This is a genomic window from Pseudomonas sp. GM_Psu_1, from assembly GCF_026544185.1.
Lineage (GTDB): Bacteria > Pseudomonadota > Gammaproteobacteria > Pseudomonadales > Pseudomonadaceae > Chryseomonas > Chryseomonas oryzihabitans.
In genome coordinates this window covers 1-22,050 of record NZ_JALNUX010000023.1, presented here as the reverse complement: position 1 = coordinate 22,050, position 22,050 = coordinate 1, and the positions used below count along the sequence as shown (strand labels likewise).

At 63.4% G+C, this 22,050-nt stretch carries 16 protein-coding genes; 12 read left to right on the top strand and 4 right to left on the bottom strand.

Features of this window, described 5'->3' with window-relative positions; genetic code table 11:
- The first annotated feature begins 8 nt into the window (after positions 1–8).
- From OXS31_RS22695 to OXS31_RS22680, 4 genes are all read left to right on the top strand, one after another.
- Positions 9–776, top strand: coding sequence for an ABC transporter permease (locus OXS31_RS22695; RefSeq protein ID WP_241809509.1), 768 nt, complete (start codon positions 9–11; stop codon positions 774–776).
- 44 nt (positions 777–820) lie between these two features.
- The gene (locus tag OXS31_RS22690; protein ID WP_267402201.1) at positions 821–1,819 is read left to right on the top strand and encodes an ABC transporter substrate-binding protein; all 999 of its coding nucleotides are present in this window, start codon (positions 821–823) and stop codon (positions 1,817–1,819) included.
- A 64-nt stretch (positions 1,820–1,883) separates the two neighbouring features.
- Complete coding sequence (locus tag OXS31_RS22685) at positions 1,884–3,134, top strand: OprD family porin (protein ID WP_267402200.1); 1,251 nt, start codon at positions 1,884–1,886, stop codon at positions 3,132–3,134.
- A 17-nt stretch (positions 3,135–3,151) separates the two neighbouring features.
- Positions 3,152–5,233 (top strand): 3-hydroxyacyl-CoA dehydrogenase NAD-binding domain-containing protein, encoded by a 2,082-nt coding sequence (locus OXS31_RS22680; RefSeq protein WP_267402199.1) that lies wholly within the window; start codon positions 3,152–3,154, stop codon positions 5,231–5,233.
- Positions 5,234–5,578: 345 nt separating this feature from the next.
- Here OXS31_RS22680 and OXS31_RS22675 read toward each other — a convergent pair whose 3' ends face one another.
- Positions 5,579–7,111 carry an efflux transporter outer membrane subunit gene (locus tag OXS31_RS22675; protein ID WP_267402198.1) on the bottom strand — a complete coding sequence of 511 codons (1,533 nt, stop codon included), beginning with the start codon at positions 7,109–7,111 and terminating at the stop codon, positions 5,579–5,581.
- A 96-nt stretch (positions 7,112–7,207) separates the two neighbouring features.
- Between OXS31_RS22675 and OXS31_RS22670 the strand changes: the two genes are divergently transcribed.
- The 7 genes from OXS31_RS22670 (at position 7,208) to OXS31_RS22640 (ending at position 16,882) form a co-directional block, all read left to right on the top strand.
- Positions 7,208–7,825, top strand: a complete 618-nt coding sequence (locus tag OXS31_RS22670; RefSeq protein ID WP_267402196.1) for a TetR/AcrR family transcriptional regulator — start codon at positions 7,208–7,210, stop codon at positions 7,823–7,825.
- Between the two features lie 76 nt (positions 7,826–7,901).
- Positions 7,902–9,017 carry an efflux RND transporter periplasmic adaptor subunit gene (locus OXS31_RS22665; RefSeq protein ID WP_267402194.1) on the top strand — a complete coding sequence of 372 codons (1,116 nt, stop codon included), beginning with the start codon at positions 7,902–7,904 and terminating at the stop codon, positions 9,015–9,017.
- Positions 9,014–12,082 (top strand): efflux RND transporter permease subunit, encoded by a 3,069-nt coding sequence (locus tag OXS31_RS22660; RefSeq protein ID WP_267402192.1) that lies wholly within the window; start codon positions 9,014–9,016, stop codon positions 12,080–12,082. Before OXS31_RS22665 ends, OXS31_RS22660 begins: the two co-directional genes overlap by 4 nt.
- 38 nt (positions 12,083–12,120) lie before the next feature.
- Positions 12,121–12,927 carry an oxidoreductase gene (locus OXS31_RS22655; RefSeq protein WP_267402190.1) on the top strand — a complete coding sequence of 269 codons (807 nt, stop codon included), beginning with the start codon at positions 12,121–12,123 and terminating at the stop codon, positions 12,925–12,927.
- A gap of 73 nt (positions 12,928–13,000) precedes the next feature.
- Positions 13,001–14,500: an MFS transporter gene (locus tag OXS31_RS22650; protein ID WP_267402188.1), complete on the top strand. Its 1,500-nt coding sequence runs from the start codon at positions 13,001–13,003 to the stop codon at positions 14,498–14,500.
- Between the two features lie 141 nt (positions 14,501–14,641).
- The gene (fabF, locus tag OXS31_RS22645) at positions 14,642–15,928 is read left to right on the top strand and encodes a beta-ketoacyl-ACP synthase II (protein WP_267402186.1); all 1,287 of its coding nucleotides are present in this window, start codon (positions 14,642–14,644) and stop codon (positions 15,926–15,928) included.
- Between the two features lie 339 nt (positions 15,929–16,267).
- Positions 16,268–16,882: a TetR family transcriptional regulator gene (locus tag OXS31_RS22640; RefSeq protein ID WP_267402184.1), complete on the top strand. Its 615-nt coding sequence runs from the start codon at positions 16,268–16,270 to the stop codon at positions 16,880–16,882.
- 193 nt (positions 16,883–17,075) lie between these two features.
- On the opposite strand, the gene OXS31_RS22635 is transcribed toward OXS31_RS22640, so the two are convergent.
- Genes OXS31_RS22635 through OXS31_RS22625 form a run of 3 tightly spaced genes read right to left on the bottom strand, consistent with a single transcriptional unit; the run spans position 17,076 to position 19,858 of the window.
- The gene (locus OXS31_RS22635) at positions 17,076–18,002 is read right to left on the bottom strand and encodes a sugar ABC transporter substrate-binding protein (RefSeq protein WP_267402182.1); all 927 of its coding nucleotides are present in this window, start codon (positions 18,000–18,002) and stop codon (positions 17,076–17,078) included.
- Between the two features lie 46 nt (positions 18,003–18,048).
- Entirely contained in the window at positions 18,049–18,837 is a 789-nt protein-coding gene (locus OXS31_RS22630) for a TIM barrel protein (protein ID WP_267402180.1), read from the bottom strand.
- A 4-nt stretch (positions 18,838–18,841) separates the two neighbouring features.
- The gene (locus OXS31_RS22625; protein WP_267402178.1) at positions 18,842–19,858 is read right to left on the bottom strand and encodes a Gfo/Idh/MocA family oxidoreductase; all 1,017 of its coding nucleotides are present in this window, start codon (positions 19,856–19,858) and stop codon (positions 18,842–18,844) included.
- 182 nt (positions 19,859–20,040) lie between these two features.
- On the opposite strand from OXS31_RS22625, the gene OXS31_RS22620 reads away from it, so the two are divergent.
- Positions 20,041–22,032 carry a sigma 54-interacting transcriptional regulator gene (locus OXS31_RS22620; protein ID WP_267402176.1) on the top strand — a complete coding sequence of 664 codons (1,992 nt, stop codon included), beginning with the start codon at positions 20,041–20,043 and terminating at the stop codon, positions 22,030–22,032.
- The last annotated feature ends 18 nt before the right edge of the window (positions 22,033–22,050 follow it).

Sequence of the window (22,050 nt, the reverse complement as noted above, 5' to 3'; positions counted from 1 at the left end):
TTACTGCTATGAACATCTTTCTCGGCCGCGTTGCCATCTTCGCCTTCATCCTGCTGTCCTGGCAGTTCGCCTCGGGACCGCTGGTGGATCCCTTCTTTGTCAGCTCGCCCAGCGAGATCGGCGGGCGCTTCGTCGAGCTGGTCTCCAGCGGCCGGCTGTTCGCCCATGGCTGGATCACCGTCGTCGAGACCCTGGCCGGCTTCTTCTTCGGCGCCTGCGCCGGCATCAGCGTCGGCCTGCTGCTGGGTCGCAACGAGACCCTGGCCAAGCTGCTCGACCCCATCCTCATCTCCATCTACAGCCTGCCCAAGGTGGCCCTGGCGCCCCTGTTCATCATGTGGTTCGGCATCGGCATCGAGATGAAGATCATCCTGACCGCCACCATCGTGTTCTTCCTGGTGTTCCTCAATACCTACAGCGGGGTGCGCGCCGTGGAGCGCGAGCAGCTGGAGATCCTGCGACTGATGGGCGCCAAGGAGCATCATCTGATCGGCAAGGTAGTGCTGCCGTCGGCCATCCAGTGGGTGTTCACCGGCCTCAAACTGTCGGTGCCCTATGCGCTGATCGGCGCCATCGTCGGCGAGATCATGGCGGCCAACCGCGGCCTGGGCTACCTGCTGCAGGACGCCGCTGGCCAGCTGGACACCGCTGGGGTCTTCGCCGCGCTGCTGGCCATCATCTTCCTCGCCCTGCTGCTGCAGGCCGCGGTGCGCAAGCTGGAAACCGCGCTGATGCCCTGGAAGAAGGAGCAGGACGCCCGCGAACTCTCGATCTGATCGTTCCGTATCCACTCATTACAACAAGAAGAGAGGTCTCAACCATGTCCCTGAAGCGTCTGTTTTCCGCCCTCGGCCTGAGCGCCGCGCTGCTGGCCGCGAACCCTGTCGTGCAGGCCGACGAAGCGGTCAAGGTGGCCATCGGTACCGAAGGCTTCGTGCACATGCCGCTGTTCGTGGCGCTGGATGCCGGGCTGTTCAAGAAGCACGGACTAGACGTCAGCCTGGTCAAGTTCAAGGGTGGCGGCGCTGCCGCCTCCGGGCTGGTGAGCCGCTCGGTGGAATTCTGCTCCTGCGCCATCCAGAACGCCATCAACGCCAAGGTGAAGGGCGCCGACGTGACCCTGCTGGGGCGCATGGTCGGCCAGTACGCAAGCAACGTGGTGATCCGCCAGGAGGTGGCCGATCGCCTGGGACTGAATGCCAATTCCACCGTGGAAGAGCGCCTGGCTGCCTTCAAGGGCCTGCGCCTGGCGGTCAGCGGCACCGGCGGCAGCGCCGACTTCCTGGTGCGCTTCCTTGGCCAGGAAGCCAAGCTGCAATCGGAAAAGGACTTCACCCTGCTGTATCTGAACAACGGCGGCGCCATGCTGGCCGCCTTCGCCCAGGGCCGCATCGACGGCTTCGCGCTGTCATCGCCGGCGTCGGACAGCGCGGTGATCGAGCAGAAGGGCTTTACCCTGTTGGACATGTCGGAGGGGCAGGTGAAGGCCCTGGACGGCTACCCCTCGATCGCCCTGAGTGCTCGCCGCGAGTGGTCGCAACAGCATCCGGACACGGTTAAGGCCTTCCTCGCCGCCCTGAGCGACGCCACCCAGCTGATCAACCAGCATCCTGATGAAGCGGCCAAGGCGGTACGCACCCGCTTCGAAGGCGTCAACGACGAAGTTTACGCCGCCGCCTGGAAGAACAACCGCAAGTCCTTCCCGGCGACGCCCTATCTCACCGACGAAGAAGTCCAGCGCGCCATTACTTTCCTGGGCCGTATTCAGGACAGCCAGATCCCTGGCACCGCCGCTGACTACCTGACCCAGGTGCGCTGAGCCGCGCTTCCTTCCACCGCCCTGGCACGCCACCGGTAGGGTCAGGGCTCGGTAGAGATCTCCTATGCACAAGTGTCATGACAAGCCGATCCTGGCGGCAGGGTTGGGTGCTGCCCTGCTGTCGTCCATTACCTATGCCGACGGCTTTCTCGAAGACAGCAAAGCCTCGCTGGAGCTGCGCAACTTCTACATGAATCGCGACTTTCGCGACGGCAGCGGCCAGTCCAAGCGGGAAGAGTGGGGCCAGGGCTTCATCCTTAAGTATGAATCCGGCTTTACCCAGGGCTCCATTGGCTTTGGCCTGGATGCCCTGGGATTGGTGGGGTTGAAGCTCGATTCGGGCCGCGGTCGGACCGGTACCGGTCTGCTGCCGGTCGACGACGAGGGTCGCGCACCCGACGAATATGCTAAGGCTGGGGCGACCTTCAAGGCGCGACTCTCCAAGAGCGAATTGCGCGTCGGCACCTTGCTGCCACGCTGGCCGACCCTGGTCACCAACAATGGCCGCCTGCTGCCCCAGACCTTCGAGGGCAGCCAGTTCGAATTCAAGGAAATAAAGGGCCTGACCCTGACCGGCGCCAATATCCAGCGCACGGTTTATCGCGACAGCTCCGGCGCCGATGGCCTTTCGCTGAACAACAAGAATCGCCGCTTCAGCGGTTCTCTGGAGGGGGGCGACTTCAATGTCGTCGGCGCACTCTATCGCTTCGGCACCACCACCGATGTGAGCGCCCAGTACGCCGTGCTGGAAGACGTCTATCGCCAGCGCTTTCTCGGCCTGACTGACCGGCGCAAAGGCGACTGGGGCACCTTCCTCACCGAGGTGCGGCTATTCGACAGCGACGACGAGGGCAGCGCCCGCGGCGGGCGGATCGACAACCGCGCCTTCAGCGCCTTGGGTACCTACAAGCGCGCCGGCCATTCCTTTGGCCTGGGCTATCAGAAGATGTCGGGCTCAACGGCCTTTCCCTACGTCAATGGCACCGATCCCTATCTGGTCAACTTCGTCCAGGTGGGCGACTTCGCCGAGACCAACGAGCGCTCCTGGCAGGCGCGCTACGACTACGACCTGGGCCAGCTCGGTATCCCTGGCCTGAACTTCATGACGCGCTTCGTGCGTGGCAGCCAGGCAGAACTGCGCGGTGGCCAGTCAGGCGGCGAACGGGAACTGGATGTGGAGCTGCAATACGTGCTGCAGGGCGGCTCGCTAAAAGGCCTCAACCTGCGTCTGCGCAGCGCCACCTACCGCTCCGACTTCTCGCGCGACGCCAATGACGTCCGCGTCATCGCCAGCTATCCGCTGTCGCTGCTCTGACCCCCTCGGGAGACCCCATGACGACCGTAACCTTGCATCGCAGCGACGCCCTGGGCGTCATCACCCTGGACAATCCCCCGGTCAATGCCCTGTCACGCGAGGTACGCGCGGGGCTCCTGGCGCGGCTGCAGGAGGCCCTGGCGGATGAAGGGATCAGGGCCCTGGTGATCAGCTGTGCCGGGCGGACCTTCGTCGCCGGCGCCGACATTCGCGAATTCGACCTTCCACTGCAGGAGCCCCACCTGCCCGAGGTGCTGGCGGCGGTCGAGGCATCGCCCAAGCCGATAGTCGCCACTCTGCACGGCACGGTACTGGGCGGCGGCCTGGAGCTGGCGCTGGCCTGTCATCACCGCATCGCGGTGACCGGCACCACCTTCGCCTTGCCGGAAGTCAGCCTGGGCCTGATACCGGGTGCGGGCGGCACCCAACGGCTGCCGCGGCTGGTGGGCGCGCCGCTGGCGCTGGATATGATCGTGGGCGGTGCCCGACTGGATGCCGGTGCAGCGCTTGCCGCCGGGCTGATCGATGGCCTGGGGCAGGGAGAGCCGCTGGCGCTGGCCCAGACCTTCCTGCAAGAACAGCCGGGACTTGCAAGCCGCCCAACCGGCGAACGTCAGCTAGCGCCCTTTGATCTGGAGGCCTTCGAAGCCCAGGCCCGCGCGCTGCTCCGCAAGTTGCCTGGCCAGGAGGCGCCGGTGCAGGCGCTGGAAGCTCTGCGGGGCGCCTGGCAGCTGCCCTTCAACGAAGCGATGGTGCGCGAGCGCGAGCTGTTCGTTGCCCGCCGTGAGTCCGCCCAGGCTCGCGCTCTGCGCCACGTGTTCTTTGCCGAACGCGCCTTGGCCGGGCGCAACCGGGCCCTGGCCAAGGCAGCGCCACCCCTTGAGTTACGGCAGGTAGCGGTGATTGGCGCGGGGCTGATGGGTAGCGGTATTGCCCTTTGCCTCGCCAATGCCGGTATACCGACCGTCCTGATCGATACCCAGCCTCGGGCGCTGGAGCGCGGACGGGCAACGATTGACAGCTATTTTTCCGGCGCCCTGGCGAAGGGTCGGCTCACGGCGGAGCAGGCCAGTGCGCGCGCCGCCCTGATCCGCTGTGCGATTGACCTGGCGGCGGTGGCCGAGGTCGACCTGGTCATTGAGGCGGTCTTTGAGGATCTGGCGGTCAAGCAGGAGGTCTTTCGCCAGCTCGATCGCCTGGCCAGGCCCGGCGCCATCCTGGCCACCAACACCTCCTACCTCGACATCGACGCCATCGCCGCGGTGACCGGCCGGCCCGAGGCGGTGATCGGCATGCATTTCTTCAGCCCAGCGCAGGTGATGAGGCTGCTGGAGGTGGTCCGCACCCGCACGGTCGCACCGGCGGTGCTGGCGACCGCCGTGCAACTGGGCGAGCGCCTAGGCAAGACCACTGTGGCGGTGGGCAACTGCCATGGTTTCGTCGGCAATCGCCTGCTGGCGGTGCGCGAGCGCGAGGCGACCTTGCTGGTGGAAGAGGGCGCTGCCCCGGAGCAGGTCGACCGGGTGCTGCGTGACTTCGGCTTTCCCATGGGTCCCTTCGAGCTGCGTGACCTGGCAGGCATCGACATCGCCTGGCGCAATCGCCAGGGACGGGGCGAGGCGCTCAGTGCCGCAGAACGGGCCTGTGACCTCATCGAGCAACTACACGCTGCCGGCCGGCTCGGGCAGAAGTCCGGCGCCGGCTACTACCGCTATGAGCCCGGCCAGCGGCAGGGCCAGGCGGATCCCATAGTTGCCGAAATGCTGGCCGCCCATCGCCAGCGCCGTGGCATCGCCCCACGCAACCACAGCGACAAGGAAATCCTCGAACGCTGCCTATACGTGATGATCAACGAGGCGGCCTGGCTGCTGGAGGAAGGCATCGTCGAGCGGGCGGTGGATATCGATCTGGTCTGGCTGCACGGCTACGGCTTTCCGCGCTATCGCGGCGGCCTGCTGTACTACGCCGATGACTGCGGGCTGGCACACATCGTCAGTACCCTGGAAGGCTGGTCGGCCGCGCTGGCCGAACGCGGCACCGAGATCTGCCCGCGACTGCAGCAATTGGCAGCTGGGGGTCGAGGTTTTCTGTCGGAATAGGCACCAGCAAGGGATGAATCCGGCCCTTCTTCGCGGAGGCAAACAGTGACGTTGGCCTCCGCGTGATGTATCGCATCGCCACCGACGGTAGCGAGGTCAAAGAGCGAGGCCTAACATACCAACATGTGGCCTTTCCGCTCTGCTTGGATCGGCCGTTAAACGTTAGTGCTCCGTTGGACAAGGGTTGCAACGGTCACACCAGTGAAAACAAAAATTTACCACCTCTGCACATATCTCACCCTCCAACCACTCCCCAACCCTTGCACCTCCTCCGCCCGGGCTCCCCCCTCCATCCGCCCGCGCCCCACGCGCGATATAAGGGCAAAGGAAATGTAGAGCCAGAATCTAAAGCTCTAGAAACACCGAGGTCTCGCTCGATTTCATGCGTTGAGTTAGATGAGACAAAGGTTTTTGCTTGCGTTGACCTACTTCTTCGTCACGCAGAGTGGCTGCATTCGAACGCCAACCGCCCCCCAGCGCCTTAAACGTCGCGACCGTCGCTTGCGCAGCAGAGGCTAGCGCCTGAGCACGTGCGTCTGCGGTCCGTAACAAACGCTCGTCAGCCTGCAGAACCTCGATCAGGGGCACTACACCTTTCTGATACGCAAGCGATGACGCCTGGCGAGCCTGAGCTAGGGAGGCTTCACTAGAGGCAAGCAATGCTGCCTGCTCTTCTCGGCGGAGTTGAGCAGTGAGGGCGTTTTCAACGTCCTCGGTAGCACGCAGCACCGCCAACCGGTAAGCCGCCAGCAATTCCGCATCGCGGCCCTTGGCTGCCTGGATCTGAGCATCAATGCGACCGAAGTCGAATAGTCGCCAACGTACGCCCAGGGCGCCCAGGGCCTGATTGGCATCGTGGCTAAACAAGTTACTGCCGGAGATTGTGGTCGCGCTGCCGATCAACGCGTTCAGGGACAACTTGGGATAATACTCGGCAACCGCTACGCCTATCCGTGCATTTGCGGCAGCCAGTTGCCGCTCGGCTGCAATCAAATCGGGACGCCGACGGAGCAGGTCGGTGGGACTGCCAGCTGTTTCAATACGAGGCGCCGTGGGAATAGGTGCTACCGCTGCCAGCTCAGCTCGATAGGTGCCAGGCGGCTTGGCCAACATGACGTCGAGGGCGTTCAACCCCTGTTCTAGAGCGTATTGCAGAGCCGGTATCGTCGCCTGAACTTCAGCTAGCCCACCAGCGGTTTGGTTACGCTCTCTGTCGGTTGCCAACCCCTTGCCATTCAATAGCGTGACCATCGACAGCAGTCCTCGCTGGGTATCGACCTGACGCCGAGCGATCGCCAGGCGAGTCTGCAGACCGCGGATATCGAGGTAAAGATCGGCTGTCTGGGCAGCCACGGCTAGGCGCACGGCACTGGCGCCGGCCAAGGAGGCCTGGTAGTCGGCCTGGGCGGCCTCGCGGCCTCGCTGCAGGCCACCAAACACGTCTAGCTCCCAGCTTGAGTTGAGATTGGCTTCATAAGAAGAACCGCTCCTGTCGTAGCTGGGTGATGAGTTAAGCACCCGTCCGAGCGGAGTTTCCAGAGACTGATAGGCGCGACCGGCCTGGCCATTAAGATTGCCTACTGGCAATAGCGCGGCTTTGGCGGCGGTAACGCCAGCGCGAGCCTGGGTGATGCGTGCGTCGGCCTGGGCCAGATCAAGATTTTGCGCAAGCGCCTGTTCCACCAGGCGACTCAAGAGCGGATCGTTGAAACGGTCCCACCAGCCAGCAAGGGACTGATCGGCCAGGGGCGCCGCCACCGGCCTCTGCTGAAAAGCCGCAGGTAATGCGACTACAGGGGCCTGGTAGTCGGACCCTACTGTGCAGCCGCTCATCAGGGTAGCGCTGGTGAGCAGAATGATCTGGAGTCTGGAGCGCATGGGCTTTTATCCTGAGCAACGCCTAACGGTTATGGTGACTGATGTGTATATTGGTCACTTTCCGTTTCCTTTTGCAACCGCCGGAACGCCTATCCCATGACTAACGAATTAGTTTCACCTGGCCAGTCCCGTGGACCGGCTGAGCACGACGTCCGTCACCAGATCATTGTGGCAGCGAAAGAGCACTTCAGCCTCTACGGGTACGAGAAAACCACCGTGTCCGAACTCGCCAAAAGCATCGGGTTTTCCAAGGCTTACATTTACAAATTCTTCGATTCGAAGCAGGCGATCGGCGAAGCTATTTGTGCGGATTGCCTCCAGAAAATTGAGGCTGAGGCCAGGGCAGCGGTTGCCTCGACCACTAAACCTCAAGAGAAGCTAAGAAGGCTTTTCCAGAGCCTTCCTACTGCAACGCTGCAGTTGTTTTCAGATGATCGAAAACTATATGAAATTGCCATATCTGCGGCGACGGGTCGATGGCCTGCCACGATCAGCTACGAAGCACGTGTGCAGGAGCTTCTCAAGGAGATATTGGTGCAGGGCCGCTGGGAGGGACAGTTCGAACGCAAGACGCCCATCGACGACGTGACACTGGCGACTTATCTCGTGTTGCGACCCTATCTGAATCCACTGATGCTCCAGTACAGCTTTGAGCATTTTGACGTCGCTCCTGCCGAGTTGGCCAACCTGGTGCTGCGAAGCCTCGCCCCCTAAATCGATTTGTGACTATTGACTAATATGGTCACTCGTATCACATTGCGCGCTCTGCTGGCATCCTCTCGGAGCTTCCATGTTCGCGCGCCGTCTGCTCTCCACTGCTGTGGTGGCTACAGTCCTTCCGCTGTCCCTTGCCGGCTGCAACGCCCCTTCCCAAGGAGACCCCCGTACGCAGGCGCCTTTGGTGCGAGCTGCAGTGGCGGAGCCCGCCGAGAGCGCTAGCCGTACCTTTACCGGTATCGTCGCCGCGAGGATCCAGAGCGATCTCGGCTTTCGCGTGACAGGCAAGGTCGCTGAACGGCTGGTAGACATCGGGGAAACCGTCAAGCGCGGGCAGCCGCTGCTGAAACTCGATCCCATCGATCTGCAGCTGGCGCTGCAGGCTCAGCGCGAAGCCGTGGCAGCTGCCCAGGCGCGGGCTCGCCAAGCGGCGGACGATGAGTCTCGCTATCGCGACCTGCGAGGCACAGGGGCAATTTCGGTCTCCGGCTACGATCAGATCAAGGCCACTGCGGATACGGCCAGGGCCCAGCTCAAGGCTGCCGAAGCCCAGGCCGAAGTAGCGCTCAATGCCAGCCGTTATGCCGTCCTGGTTGCCGATGCGGATGGCACCGTGGTCGACACCTTAGCCGAGCCCGGGCAGGTCGTAGCAGCAGGACAGATTGTGGTGCGCCTGGCCCGCGCGGGCGCCCGCGAGGTCGTCGTCCAGCTACCGGAGACCTTGCGTCCGGCGCTTGGCTCACTGGCACAAGCCAGCCGTTTAGGTGGGGCGCAACAGCCGGGACCAGCGCGGCTGCGGCAGTTGTCGGATAGCACCGACCGCGAGACTCGTACCTTTGAGGCGCGCTATGTGCTCGAAGGGGCACTGGCCAGTGCTCCCCTGGGCACAACGGTGACACTGCGCATCCCGGAAGACACTGTGCAGCGGGCGAACGCCTTGAAGGTGCCATTGGGTGCGCTGTACGACGAGGGCAAGGGCGCGGGGGTCTGGCGTATCCAGGGCTCGCCCGAACAGGTTGCTTGGGTACCCGTGCAGGTTCGTCAGGTGTCGGATGACACCGCTCTGGTAGACGGACCGCTGCAGCAGGGTGACAGGGTCGTGGCCCTCGGCGTTCATCTGCTACATGAAGGCCAACCGATCCGGTTGGCCACAGATGCCAACAGTGCCCTTGAAGGAAAGCAGCCGTGAGCGAGAGCCGATTTAATCTGTCGGCGCTGGCTGTCCGCGAGCGCTCCATTACCCTGTTTCTGATCCTGCTGATCTCGGTCGGTGGGGTGCTGGCCTTCTTCAAGTTGGGCCGGGCGGAAGATCCGGCCTTTACGGTCAAGGTCATGACCATCATCACGGCCTGGCCAGGTGCAACGGCGCAGGAGATGCAGGATCAGGTTGCCGAGAAGCTGGAGAAGCGCTTGCAGGAATTGCACTGGTACGACCGCTCGGAAACCTATACCCGTCCGGGGTTGGCCTTTACCACCTTGACGCTGCTCGACAGCACGCCGCCGGCCGAGGTCCCGGAGGAGTTCTACCAGGCGCGCAAGAAGATCAGTGACGAAGCCAAGACCCTGCCCGCCGGAGTCATCGGGCCAATGGTCAATGATGAATACGCCGATGTCACCTTCGCGCTCTTCGCGCTCAAGGCCCGGGGCGAGCCGCAGCGGCTGCTGGCGCGTGAGGCAGAGACGCTGCGCCAGCGCCTGCTGCATGTACCGGGGGTCAAGAAGGTCAATATTCTGGGGGAGCAGACCGAGCGTATCTATGTGGAATTTTCCCATGATCGCCTGGCGACCCTGGGCGTCTCGCCCCAGGACATCTTCGCCGCGCTCAATGCGCAGAATGTCCTGACCCCCGCAGGTTTCATAGAAACCCGCGGCCCCGAGGTGTTTGTCCGCTTGGATGGGGCTTTCGATCAGCTCGATGCCATTCGCGATACCCCGGTGATCGTCAAAGGCCGCACCTTCAAGTTGACGGACGTCGCGACGGTCAAGCGAGGCTATGAGGACCCCGCGACCTTCGTCATCCGCAACGGCGGCGAGCCAGCCCTGTTGCTTGGCATCGTCATGCGCGACGGCTGGAATGGCCTGGACCTCGGCAAATCACTCGAAAGCGAGGTCGGCGCCATAAACGCTGAGATGCCTTTGGGAATGAGTCTCACCAAGGTGACCGATCAGGCGGTCAACATCGCCTCGTCGGTCGATGAGTTCATGGTCAAGTTTTTCGTTGCGCTGCTGGTGGTCATGGTGGTGTGTTTCATCAGCATGGGCTGGCGGGTGGGCATCGTCGTAGCCGCTGCGGTGCCCCTGACGCTGGCCGCTGTCTTCCTGATCATGGCCGCCACGGGTAAGAATTTTGATCGCATTACCCTCGGCTCGTTGATCCTGGCCCTGGGTCTGCTGGTGGACGATGCCATCATCGCTATCGAGATGATGGTGGTGAAGATGGAGGAGGGCTATAGCCGGGTCAAGGCGTCGGCCTATGCCTGGAGCCATACCGCCGCCCCTATGCTAGCCGGCACTCTGGTAACGGCCGTGGGCTTTATGCCCAATGGCTTCGCCCGCTCAACCGCAGGCGAATACACCAGCAACATGTTCTGGATCGTCGGCATCGCGCTGATCACCTCCTGGGTCGTGGCGGTGGTGTTCACGCCCTACCTGGGCGTCAAGCTTCTGCCGGAAACCAAGACCGTCGAAGGCGGCCACACCGCCCTCTACGACACGCCACGCTACAACCGCTTTCGCCGAGTGCTTGGCCAGGTGATCGCGCGCAAATGGTTAGTCGCGATACTGGTAATAGCGCTGTTCGTCGGCGCCATACTAGGTATGGCTGTCGTCAAGAAGCAGTTCTTCCCCATCTCCGATCGTCCCGAGGTGATGGTGGAGGTGCAGATGCCCTATGGCACCTCGATCACCGAGACCGAGCGGGCGACGACCAAGGTCGAGGCCTGGCTCGCCCAGCAGGACGATGCCCTAATCGTGACCTCGTACATCGGGCAGGGCGCGCCGCGCTTCTTCCTGGCGATGAGCCCGGAACTGCCGGATCCTTCCTTCGCCAAGATCATCATCCGCACCGACAACCCGGAGGCCCGCGAATCGCTCAAGTTGCGCCTGCGTGAGGCCATTGCCGCTGGGCTTGCGCCCGAGGCACGACTGCGGGTCACCCAACTGGTGTTTGGGCCCTATTCACCGTTCCCGGTCGCCTACCGGGTCAGCGGCCCTGATCCGCAGGTGCTGCGTCGTGTGGCAGGGGAGGTGGAGCAGGTGATGCGCGCAAGTCCAATGATGCGCACCGTCAACACCGACTGGGGCACCCGTACGCCGGTGCTGCACTTCAAACTGCAGCAGGATCGCCTGCAGGCGATAGGCTTGAGCTCGAGCTCAGTGGCGCAGCAGCTGCAATTCCTGCTCAGCGGCGTGCCGGTAACGGCGGTACGCGAAGATATCCGCACCGTCCAGGTGGTGGCTCGCGCAGCGGGCGACGTTCGCCTCGACCCCGCGCGGCTGGCCGATCTCACTCTAGTCGGCGCTCAGGGGCAGCGTATTCCGCTGTCGCAGGTCGGCGAGGTGGAGGTGCAGATGGAAGAGCCCATCATACGGCGGCGTGATCGAGTGCCGACTATCACCGTGCGCGGCGACATCGCCGAAGAGCTGCAACCGCCGGACGTTTCCACTGCCGTGCTCAAGCAACTGCAGCCGATCATCGACCGCTTGCCGGCGGGATATCGGATCGTGCAGGCGGGCGCCATCGAGGAATCGGGCAAGGCGATGGAGGCGATGCTGCCGATCTTCCCGCTGATGATCGCGCTAACGCTGCTCATCATCATCCTTCAGGTGCGCTCAATGGCCGCGATGATCATGGTCTTCATGACCAGCCCGTTGGGGCTGATCGGGGTCGTACCGACGCTGATCCTGTTCCAGCAACCCTTCGGCATCAACGCCCTGGTCGGGCTGATCGCGCTGTCAGGCATCCTGATGCGCAACACCCTGATCCTCATCGGCCAGATCCATCAGAACGAACACGACGGCCTGCCGCCCTTCCAGGCGGTGGTCGAGGCCACCGTCCAGCGAGCGCGCCCGGTGATCCTCACGGCGCTGGCGGCGGTGCTGGCCTTCATTCCGCTTACCCATTCGGTGTTCTGGGGCACCCTGGCCTACACCCTCATCGGCGGCACTCTCGCAGGCACCGTGCTCACGCTCGTATTCCTGCCGGCCATGTATGCCATCTGGTTCAGGATCAAGCCATCTCCTGAGCACGGCTGATCACTTCTGTCCCCTTCATTCCACTCATAGGCACTGACATGTCGAAAGCAGAAGTTGTCCTTATCACAGGCGTGTCGTCTGGCATCGGGCGCGCTACCGTTATCCTGTTGGCCAGGCGAGGGTGCCGGGTGTTCGGCACCGTCCGGCGTCAACTAGCCGCTCAGGCCATCCCGGGTGTGGAACTCGTCGAAATGGACGTCCGCGATGAAGCCTCGGTACGACGCGGAACCGCCGCCATCATCGCGCGGGCCGGACGGATCGATGTCCTGGTCAACAGTGCCGGGGGGACCTTGCTCGGTGCGCTGGAAGAGACCTTGATCGGTGAAGCCCGGAGCCTGTTCGACACCAACGTCTTCGGCCTCCTGCGCACGATCCAGGCGGTGCTGCCGCACATGCGTGCGCAAGGCGCCGGTCGCATCGTCAATGTCAGTTCGGTGCTAGGTTTCCTGCCGGCCCCGTATATGGCGCTCTATGCGGCCTCCAAGCATGCGGTGGAAGGGCTATCGGAAACGCTGGACCACGAGGTACGCCAGTTCGGGATTCGCGTGGCCTTGGTCGAGCCCTCGTTCACCCGGACGAACCTGGATCTCAATGCGCCCCAGACCGCCGTCAAGATCCCGCAATACGAGCAGCAGTTTGGTGTGGTCGCCCAGACCATTCAAAAGGCTGTTCAAAAGGCACCCGATCCCGAAGGCGTGGCCAGCACGATCGTCGAGGCGGCGCTGGGCGGCTGGAAGATGCGGCACACGCCCAAAGGGGAGGCAACGCTCCTGGCCAGGCTGCGTCGCTTCATGCCGGCCGGTCCCGTCGAGAAGGGCTTGCGAAAGACCTTCGGGCTGGCTTGACCCGATCCGCGCCAACCTGCGGGCCACCTCCCTTGCAGGACACGCCCTTAAGCCCACTGAGCGAAGACCTCCCATGACCCACCTGGACAGCACCCATACCGACGTGCCACCCGTCCCCGGCGAAAACGCACCGATAGGGGTAGCGACCGCGACCGCTTCACCCTGGCCGGTATTCTGGGTGGCCGCCATCGCGGTGTTTCTCGTGGCCATGGATGGCACCATGCTGTTCGCGGCGTTCAGCGCCCTGCGGGCCGGATTCCCGGACGCAACACCAGCAGATCTTTCCTGGGTACTCAACGCCTACACGGTGGTATACGCCGCCATGCTCATTCCGTCCGGTGGCTTGGCGGACCGGCATGGACGCAAGAAGGTATTCCTAGCCGGGGTCTGGTTGTTCGTGGGTGCGTCCGTTGCCTGCGGCCTTGCGGGCTCCGTCGGATGGCTGGTGGCAGCAAGGGTCGCGCAAGCCATCGGGGCTGCCTTGCTCACGCCCGCGTCGCTGTCGCTGGTGCTGGCCGCCTTTCCGATCACCAAGCGGGCGGTGGCGGTAAGCCTGTGGGGAGCGGTCGGAGGCCTGGCCGCGGCCGTCGGTCCCAGCCTCGGCTCTTTCGTCGTCGCTTCGCTCGGTTGGCAGTGGGCGTTCTACCTGAACGTACCCCTGGGCGTCTTCGCGCTCTGGCGCGGAACAAGACTGCTGACTGAGACGAAACAACAGACCGAAGGGCGGCCGCTGGACCTGGTGGGCATGGGCCTGCTGGTGGTCGGCATCGGTGCCCTGGCGTTATCCCTCGTGCAGTCCGACTCTCCGGCCTGGTCACGGCAGGCGCTGCTGGGCGCACTGGGCGTCGGGTTGGCGTGCCTGGTTGGATTCGTCGTCTGGGCGCGCTCTACCGCAGCTCCACTGGTGGACCTGCGCCTGTTTCACAACCGCACCTACAGTTACGTCAATCTTGCGACCCTAAGCTTCGGCATCGCGTTTTCGATGATGTTTTTCGCCTTCTTCTTCTACATGAGCGCGATCTGGAAGTACCCGCTGCCCCTGGCCGGTCTGGCCATGATGCCGGGACCGCTGCTGGTGGTACCCACCGCTGCACTGTCGGGCCGGGTAGCGAGCCGGTATGGCCACCGCCCATTGCTGCTGATCGGATGCCTGGTCTACGCCATGAGCGGACTGTGGTTCCTCCTGGTTCCAGGGCTCGAGCCCGCTTACCTGACACAGTGGCTGCCGGGCATGGTGCTCAGTGGCGTTGGCGTCGGCCTGGTGATGCCCTCGCTGGCGGGCGCGGCGGTCAGTCGCCTGTCTGCCGATCACTACGCCGTGGGCGGCGCTATAAACCAGGCCATCCGCCAGATCAGATCGGTCATGGGCGTTGCTCTGACCGTTCTGCTCCTTGGCAGTCCCAGTCTGCAACGTGCCGACTTCGATCCCGTTTATCTGTGCCATATCGCCTTGGCGCTACTCACCGCAGTCCTGTGTGTACCCGTGAATACGCTCCCCGGGGCCAGCAGCTTCCGTGCTGCGAATGCGAGCAAGAACACCTTGGCAGAGGGGCGCTCGGAAGACTTTCCATAGGCCGCTACAGAAAACGATCGCGACTAACGCTGCAAGGACAAGCCCTAGGGCCACCGACCTTGCGCACGCGCCTTGATCGGGCGCGAACAAGACACGAGGCCGCCCGCAGGCGCTTCGTCCATCGAGAGAAGAGGTAATGCAATGCAAGGCAACGACAGAACACGCATCGTGGTCACCGGCGTAGGTACCGTCAGTCCACTGGGATGCGGTACCGATGCCGTCTGGGCGCGGCTGCTGGCCGGTCGCTCGGGACTGAGCCTGTTGCCGGCCGAGGTCAGCGACGGGGTGGGCAGTCTCATCGCCGGTCAGGTTCCCGACCGCGCCGAGGATCCGGTAGCGGGCTACGACCCCCTGGTGGCCATCGCCGCCAAGGACCTGAAGAAGATGGATCGCTTCATCGAGTTTGCCCTGGTGGCGGCCAAGGAAGCGCTCGACCAGGCCGGCTGGCAGCCGACCAGCGAGGCGCAACGCGAGCGGACGGCGACCATCATTGCCTCCGGGGTCGGCGGCTTCGGTGCCATCGCCGAAGCGGTACGGACCACCGATGCGCGTGGCCCACGCCGGCTATCGCCTTTCACCGCACCGTCGTTTCTCGCCAATATGGCGGCGGGTAACGTCTCTATCCAGCATGGTTTCCGGGGACCGTTGGGAGCGCCCATCACCGCCTGCGCCGCCGGTGTACAGGCCATTGGAGACGCCGCCCGCCTGATTCGCAGCGGCGAGGCCGACATCGCCCTCTGCGGGGGGGCCGAGGCCGCCATCAACCGCGTCAGCCTGGGCAGCTTCGCTGTGGCCCGCGCCCTGTCCACCGGGTTCAACGAGCGTGCAAAGGAGGCCTCGCGGCCCTTCGACCAAGAGCGTGACGGCTTCATCATGGCCGAAGGGGCGGGGCTGCTGGTGATCGAGACGCTGGAGCATGCCCTGGCGCGGGGTGCCACCCCGCTGGCCGAGTTGTTGGGCTATGGCACCAGTGCCGATGCCTATCACCTCACCGCCGGCCCGGAAGACGGCAGCGGTGCCCGTCGCGCCATGACGCAGGCGCTGCGCCAGGCCGGGATCGACGCGACCGAAGTCCAGCACATTAACGCCCACGCCACCTCCACCCAGGTGGGCGACAAGGGCGAGCTGGCCGCCATCCGCGCAGTGTTTGGCGATACGTCCCCGGTAGCCATCACCTCCACCAAGTCGAGCACCGGGCATCTGTTGGGCGCCGCAGGCGGCATCGAGGCCATCTTCACCGTGCTCGCCCTGCGTGACCAGGTCGTGCCGCCGACGCTGAATCTGCACCATCCGGATCCGGCTGCCGAAGGCCTGAACCTTGTTGCCCTGCAGGCACGGCAGATACCGATTGAATATGCCCTGTCCAACGGCTTCGGCTTTGGAGGCGTCAACGCCAGCGTGCTGTTCAAGCGTTGGACAGGGGCCTGATCGCTGCTGAACTCGGCAGCACGCGCAGCGCGGCCACGTATGCCTTAAGCGCTGCACACAATCATTTTTTGGACTCGCGTAGCGGTAGGAGCGGCGTTTCCCTACGTCGTCTTCAGTTAGAAATTGAGTCCACCAGGAAGAGATGGCTCTCTCCCTGTTTTTCTTCAACGGCTGCCCTAACTAAGCCGATGGCATCTGAGCAGGTCCTAGCGATGACGAGCACGCATCCTGTGAAGATGCTGAAGGGGTAGCCTATGGACGCATACATGCGCGAATGTTTGTAAATGGCAGGCCAAACGGTACACTGCCGAGATAGACGCCTCTGGAACGAGATACCTAATGCGCCGTACGAAGGAAGACGCTGAGCAAACCCGGCAGACCATCTTGGATGCAGCCGAGGCGTTGTTTCTCGAGAATGGTGTATCACGCACCAGCCTCGAAATGATCGCAAGAGAGTGTAGAGTCACCCGAGGAGCTGTGTATTGGCACTTCGCGGACAAGGCGCAGCTGGTTCATCAGATGCTCAATCGCATCCGCATTCCACTTGATGAATTTACCCAGCAGTTGAGTGCGGAGGGGGAGGGCGACTGCCTGTTAAGGCTGTACGAGCTGTGCGTGGAGTGCATGGAAAAATTCGTTCAGCCTGGACGGGAACGGCGTGTCATGACCATCGTTATGCACCGTTGCGAATTCACCCAGGAACTGCACGAAGTCGAGAAGCGGGAGAATGCCTTGACTCGCGAATTCGTGACGCACGTCGAGCGCCTCTTCGACGGCCAACGGCAGCGCCTGCAGGCCGGCGTAACGCCGAGAGATGCCAGCCTGCAGTTGCATAGCCTCTTTTCCGGCACGCTGGCGGGCATCCTGCGTGACCAGGACATCTTCGCACCGCTCATGGATGTGCGACTGATCTTCACCCTCTACTTCAGGTCGCTGGTAAAAGACTGGCCATGACAGGAAGCGAGCGGTGACCAGGGGTGTACGAAACGGATACTGAGACCTTTTGCAGCGCTAGACGCGGTGCTGTGATCCCAGGAGCTAGCCTCCGGCCTTCGAGGCGCGTTGTTGCAGTGCGATCCCTCTATTCTGGCAGCGCCCCGTATGCCTTCGGGACGCCGCCAGGTCCAGGCTGGCGTACATCGAGTCGCTATTTGAACCGTGCTGCGTAAGTCGCCAGGTTATCGGCCGTGATCAGCTCGTAGGGCACCCAGACATCCGCCTGGACCGGTTCCTTGCGGATCATCTTGAGCGCGGACTGTACCGCCTGCAGCGCCTGCCCCTTTGGATCCTGAAATACCGATGCCGCGAGCAAGCCGCGCTTGATCGCCGCCTGGCCGTCGGGCAGCCCGTCCACCCCTACCACTGGAACCTTACCCTTGCCCATGCCGGCCTGTTGCAGCGCCATAGCGGCGCCGATGGCCATCTCGTCGTTGTTGGCGACGATGGCATCGAAATGGGTGCCTGCAGTTAACCAATTACTGGTCAGGTCCATGCCTTTACTGCGGTCCCAATCGGCGTTCTGCTGGGCAGCCACCTTGATGTCAGGATAAGCCTTGAGCGCTTCCTTGAGGCCCTCGGAGCGGCCGCGGGTGGCGTTCTGGGTCAGCTCGCCCATGATCAGGGCGATATTGCCCTTGCCGTTCAGTTGCTTGGCGATGAACTGCCCCTGCAACTGCCCGGCTTGCAGGTCATCCGAGGCTACGGCGACCACCCCGGCAGGCAGCTTGGGATCATCCGGGCGCCGGTTCACGTAGACCAGTGGAATTTTGGCAGTGGTGGCGGCCCGAGTGATGTTGACGGTGGCAGCGGTATCCACCGGTAGCACGATCACCGCATCCACGTTCTGGGCTAGAAAGCTCTGCACCTGATTCAGTTGGCGCACGACGTCGCCCTGGGCGTCTTCAAATTGCATGCTGATCTTTTCGGCCTTACCGGCCTCTTCCAGATTACGACGCACATAGGTCATGAAGTTATCGTCGACCTTGGCGATGCTGACGCCAATGCGGTAATCGGCCAGGGCAAACGGCATCAGAACGAAGGCAAAGGTAGCGCAGAGTAATTTGCGAAGGATCATGGCGGTTTCCTCTTGTTGTTATTGATGTTGCAGTGGCGAGCCGGGACTACAGCGAGAAGGCCGTTCGGAAACGTTCCAGGGCGCGCTCGGTATCACCTTCCGAGGCCCAGCCTTCGAGGCCGACCACACCGCGATAGCCGAGGGTGGCGAGTGCTCGGGCGATAGCCGGGTAGTGGATTTCGCCGGTACCTGGTTCGCAGCGTCCGGGGACATCGGCTACCTGAATTTCGCCTATGGCCGGCCCTGCACGACGAATCAGCTCGATCAAATTTCCTTCGCCGATCTGGGCATGGTAGAGATCCAGATTCAGGCGCAGGTGAGGGCTGGCAACGGCCTCGATCAGGGCCAGGGTGTCTTCGGCACGGGCGAAGGGAACGCCCGGGTGATCCACGGCCGTGTTGAGGTTTTCCAGTAGGAAGACCTTGCCGGCGCTTGCGCCCAGACGTGCGATGTCCGCCAGGGTGGTAGCGGCTGCCAGCCATTGGCCGCCGCTCACCGATGTCAGGGGATTGATCGGCAGGCCGCGATTGTCCAGGCCGGTGCCATGCAGGTTGAGCGAGGGACAGCCGAGGCGCTCGGCCACGGCCAGGGACTCCCGAGCGCTGGCGAGCAGCGCAGCGCGGCCCTCGGTGCTGACCAGGTCACCGGAGACGTAGCCGGTCATCGAGGTGAAGCGCGCCCCGGTGGCGGCCAGGGCGTCGATGTCATGGCGGGTCCAGTCCCAGATTTCCACGGCGAAGCCCAAGGCATGCAGGCGGCGGACGCGCTCGACGAAGGGCAGATCGAGAAAGACCATTTCGGCGCTGACCGCCAGGATGAAGGGGGATGAGGTCATGGCATCACTCCGCGACGTCGACCGGTTGGCCGGTTTTCACCGACTCGATGGCGGCCAGGGCGATGGCTAACGCGGCCCGGGCATCGGTGCCTCCTACCGGCACCGGCGTACCCTGGCGCACTGCGTCGACGAAGGCACGCAGTTCGGCCAGATAGGCGTCACGCAGTAGCTCGGCATCGGAGCGCTGCGTGGTCTGGCTGATGCCCTCAGCGCCGTAGCAGAGCAACTCGCTGGTACGGGCGTCTCCGGCGGTGAGCATGCCTGCGCTACCAAAGACCTCGCCGCGGACGTCGTAGCCATATACCGCCTGGAAATTCGCCTCGGCGGTGGCGATAGCGCCATTGTCGTAGCGAACGGTCACCACGGCGGTATCCAGCAGCCCCTGGTCGCGGAAGTCGGGACGCACCAAGGCGTCGGCCACCGCGTACACCTGGGTCGCCCGGGCGCCCGGGTTGAAGAAATTGAGGGTATCGAAATCGTGGATCAGGGTTTCCAGGAAGATGGTCCAGGGCTTCACCGCCGCCGGGTTGTGCAGCCCTGGATCGCGGGTGAGCGAGCGCAGCAGCTGAGGCGTGCCGATGCGTCCCTGGGTGATCAGTTCGCGAGCGGTTCGGAAGCTGGTGGCGAATCGCCGATTGAAGCCCACCTGCAGGGCAACGCCTGCTTCAGCACAGGCAGCGATGGCACGATCGGCCTCCTCAAGGGTCACGGCCATGGGTTTTTCGCAGAACACCGGCTTGCCTGCCCGGGCGGCGGCAATCACCAGTTCAGCATGACTGCGAGCGGGCGCGACAATCACAACGGCCTCCACGGACGGATCATCGATTAGCGCCTGCGGATCGGTATGGATGTGGGTGACCTCCAGGCTTTCTCCGAGTTTGGCAGCGGCGCCAGCCGCCGGGTCCGCCAAGGCAATTAGGCGCGCGCCATGCAGGTGCTGGGCGAGGGCAGTGGCATGGAAGGTACCCATGCGGCCGGCTCCGATGAGGCCGAGGGATAGGGAATTCTTCGTCTGGGGCATGAGGCATCCTCTTATATTTGTTGTACGTGTGGGCAGCGAGCCCGGTAGGGCGGGAGCAACCGCCATGCCAGTACGAGAAATGCAGCCACGATGCGGCTTCCAGACCTTGCCAACCATGAAGTATGTCTATAAAAAAGACATGTCCAACTGGACATGTCCAACGGTTGGACAGGGAGCTTCTGATGCCTGAGCAGACACTTGCGAGCGAATTGATGGGCGAGTTGCAGTTCGTCGCCGATCTTCAGCGGTCGACCGTTGCCAATCGTATCGAGCGCGAGCTGAAAGCCGCTTGGAAGGCCTGCATCGCAGGTGTAGATGACCTGGATCCGGTACGGCCGGTGATCCGCGCGTCTTGGCTGCGCAGTCGCGGGGCGGGCATCGCCGCCGACGAATTTCATTACGAATTCGTCGACTCATACGATTTAGGCAGGCGGTTGGAAGCCCAACGCGAATTGCTGGACATCGCCGCGCCGATCATGGCCGACCTGTTGCGCTACAACCCTGATGGGCACCTCAACCTGGCGGATGCCGAGGGTGTAACGCTGGCCGCCTGCGGAGTGGATCTCACGCCCTTGGGCAGTCGCTTGCTGGAGTCGGTGCAGGGTACCAACTGCACCGGGTTGGCATTGCGTGAGCAGCGGCTGGTGTTTGTTCTCGCCGGTGAGAATTTCAAGCGCGAGCTGCGGGAGCGGCGGATGCATTGCGCCTCGGCACCGGTGCACGACACGCAGGGACGATTGCTCGGTGCCCTGACCCTAACCGCGGCAGTGGGCAACTTCCACTGCCACACCCTGGGCACGGTACAGGCAGCGGCAGAGGCTATCTCTCGGCAGCTGGCCCTCACCGCGCTGCTGGACGAACAGCAGCGGGTGCTGGAGGTGCTCAATGAAGGTGTCATCCTGCTCGATGATCACCACCGCATCCGCAGCCTGAACGGCTACGCCCGTCGGCTGCTGCAGCTTGATGATTCACAGCAGGGGCGCCCTTTCGCCAGCTTCGTCAGCCAGGATACCGATCTCGACCTCTGGCTGGATCGCCGATGGGAGCGTCAGGATCGAGATCTCACCCTACTGCTGCCAGACGGCAGCGGCCTGCCATGCCTTGCGTCGGCCTCGCCCATTGCCCAAGGTGGCTGGGTGCTGTCGCTACGGGAGAATCGCCGTATCCGCGAGATCACCAGGCAGATGTTAGGTACGCGGGCGCGCTACAGTTTCACCGATATCCAGGGGCGCTCTCCGGCCTTGCAGAACAGCTTGAGGGTAGCGCAGGCGGCCAGCCGCAGCGAGGCGACGGTGCTGGTGCTGGGGGAGAGCGGCGTGGGCAAGGAGCTGTTCGCCCAGGCGATCCATAACGCTAGCGCCCGTCACCATGGCCCCTTCATTGCAGTGAACTGCGGCGCTATCCCACGCGACCTGGTGCAGAGCGAGCTTTTCGGCCATGTCGAGGGCGCCTTCACTGGGGCTGCCCGCGGCGGTGCTGCGGGGAAGTTCGAGCTGGCCGATGGCGGTACGTTATTTCTGGATGAAATCGGCGACATGCCCTTGGAAGCGCAGGTGAGCCTGCTTCGGGTGCTTCAGGAAGGCGAGGTAACACGGGTCGGGTCGAAGAAGACCCAGGTGGTCGACGTCCGGGTGATTGCCGCTACCCACCGCGATCTGGCCCAGGCGGTCGCGAGCGGAGGCTTCCGCGAAGATCTCTTCTATCGCCTCAATGTGCTTCCGCTGCAGGTCCCGCCGTTGCGCGAGCGCCGCGAGGACATCCCGCTGCTTGTGAGGAGCCTACTTAAAAGCGTGGGCCGGAACCTAGAGCGGCCGCCGCTGGCCATTGCCGACGAAGCCCTCGCACTGCTCATGGCGCATGGCTGGCCCGGAAATGTGCGGGAGTTGGAGAACGTCATCGAGCGAGCGATGAACCTGGCACAAGGCGCGCTCATCCATTCGGCGGACCTGCCGTCCGGCATGCTCGATGCTGCTGAGCCATTTACTCCTGAAGGCGATAGCCTCACGCCACTGGAGTTGGGACAGCGCGATCTGATCCGCGCGACCTTGGAGCAAACAGGTGGGAATCTACGGCAGACTGCGGTCCGTTTAGGCGTTTCTCGAGCCGGGTTGTACGTCAAGCTGGCGCGTTACGGGCTACAGCCCGCTGACTTCAGAAGACGGGTAAAACCTTAGGTTAGTGCGACAGCTGGA

Coding starts and splice junctions, on each gene's coding strand:
- OXS31_RS22670 (WP_267402196.1), top strand. CDS start 7,208: ATGACTAACGAATTAGTTTCACCTGGCCAGTCCCGTGGACCGGCTGAG.
- OXS31_RS22650 (WP_267402188.1), top strand. CDS start 13,001: ATGACCCACCTGGACAGCACCCATACCGACGTGCCACCCGTCCCCGGC.
- OXS31_RS22665 (WP_267402194.1), top strand. CDS start 7,902: ATGTTCGCGCGCCGTCTGCTCTCCACTGCTGTGGTGGCTACAGTCCTT.
- OXS31_RS22690 (WP_267402201.1), top strand. CDS start 821: ATGTCCCTGAAGCGTCTGTTTTCCGCCCTCGGCCTGAGCGCCGCGCTG.
- OXS31_RS22625 (WP_267402178.1), bottom strand. CDS start 19,858: ATGCCCCAGACGAAGAATTCCCTATCCCTCGGCCTCATCGGAGCCGGC.
- OXS31_RS22620 (WP_267402176.1), top strand. CDS start 20,041: ATGCCTGAGCAGACACTTGCGAGCGAATTGATGGGCGAGTTGCAGTTC.
- OXS31_RS22680 (WP_267402199.1), top strand. CDS start 3,152: ATGACGACCGTAACCTTGCATCGCAGCGACGCCCTGGGCGTCATCACC.
- OXS31_RS22640 (WP_267402184.1), top strand. CDS start 16,268: ATGCGCCGTACGAAGGAAGACGCTGAGCAAACCCGGCAGACCATCTTG.
- OXS31_RS22635 (WP_267402182.1), bottom strand. CDS start 18,002: ATGATCCTTCGCAAATTACTCTGCGCTACCTTTGCCTTCGTTCTGATG.
- OXS31_RS22655 (WP_267402190.1), top strand. CDS start 12,121: ATGTCGAAAGCAGAAGTTGTCCTTATCACAGGCGTGTCGTCTGGCATC.
- OXS31_RS22630 (WP_267402180.1), bottom strand. CDS start 18,837: ATGACCTCATCCCCCTTCATCCTGGCGGTCAGCGCCGAAATGGTCTTT.
- OXS31_RS22685 (WP_267402200.1), top strand. CDS start 1,884: ATGCACAAGTGTCATGACAAGCCGATCCTGGCGGCAGGGTTGGGTGCT.
- OXS31_RS22695 (WP_241809509.1), top strand. CDS start 9: ATGAACATCTTTCTCGGCCGCGTTGCCATCTTCGCCTTCATCCTGCTG.
- fabF (WP_267402186.1), top strand. CDS start 14,642: ATGCAAGGCAACGACAGAACACGCATCGTGGTCACCGGCGTAGGTACC.
- OXS31_RS22675 (WP_267402198.1), bottom strand. CDS start 7,111: ATGCGCTCCAGACTCCAGATCATTCTGCTCACCAGCGCTACCCTGATG.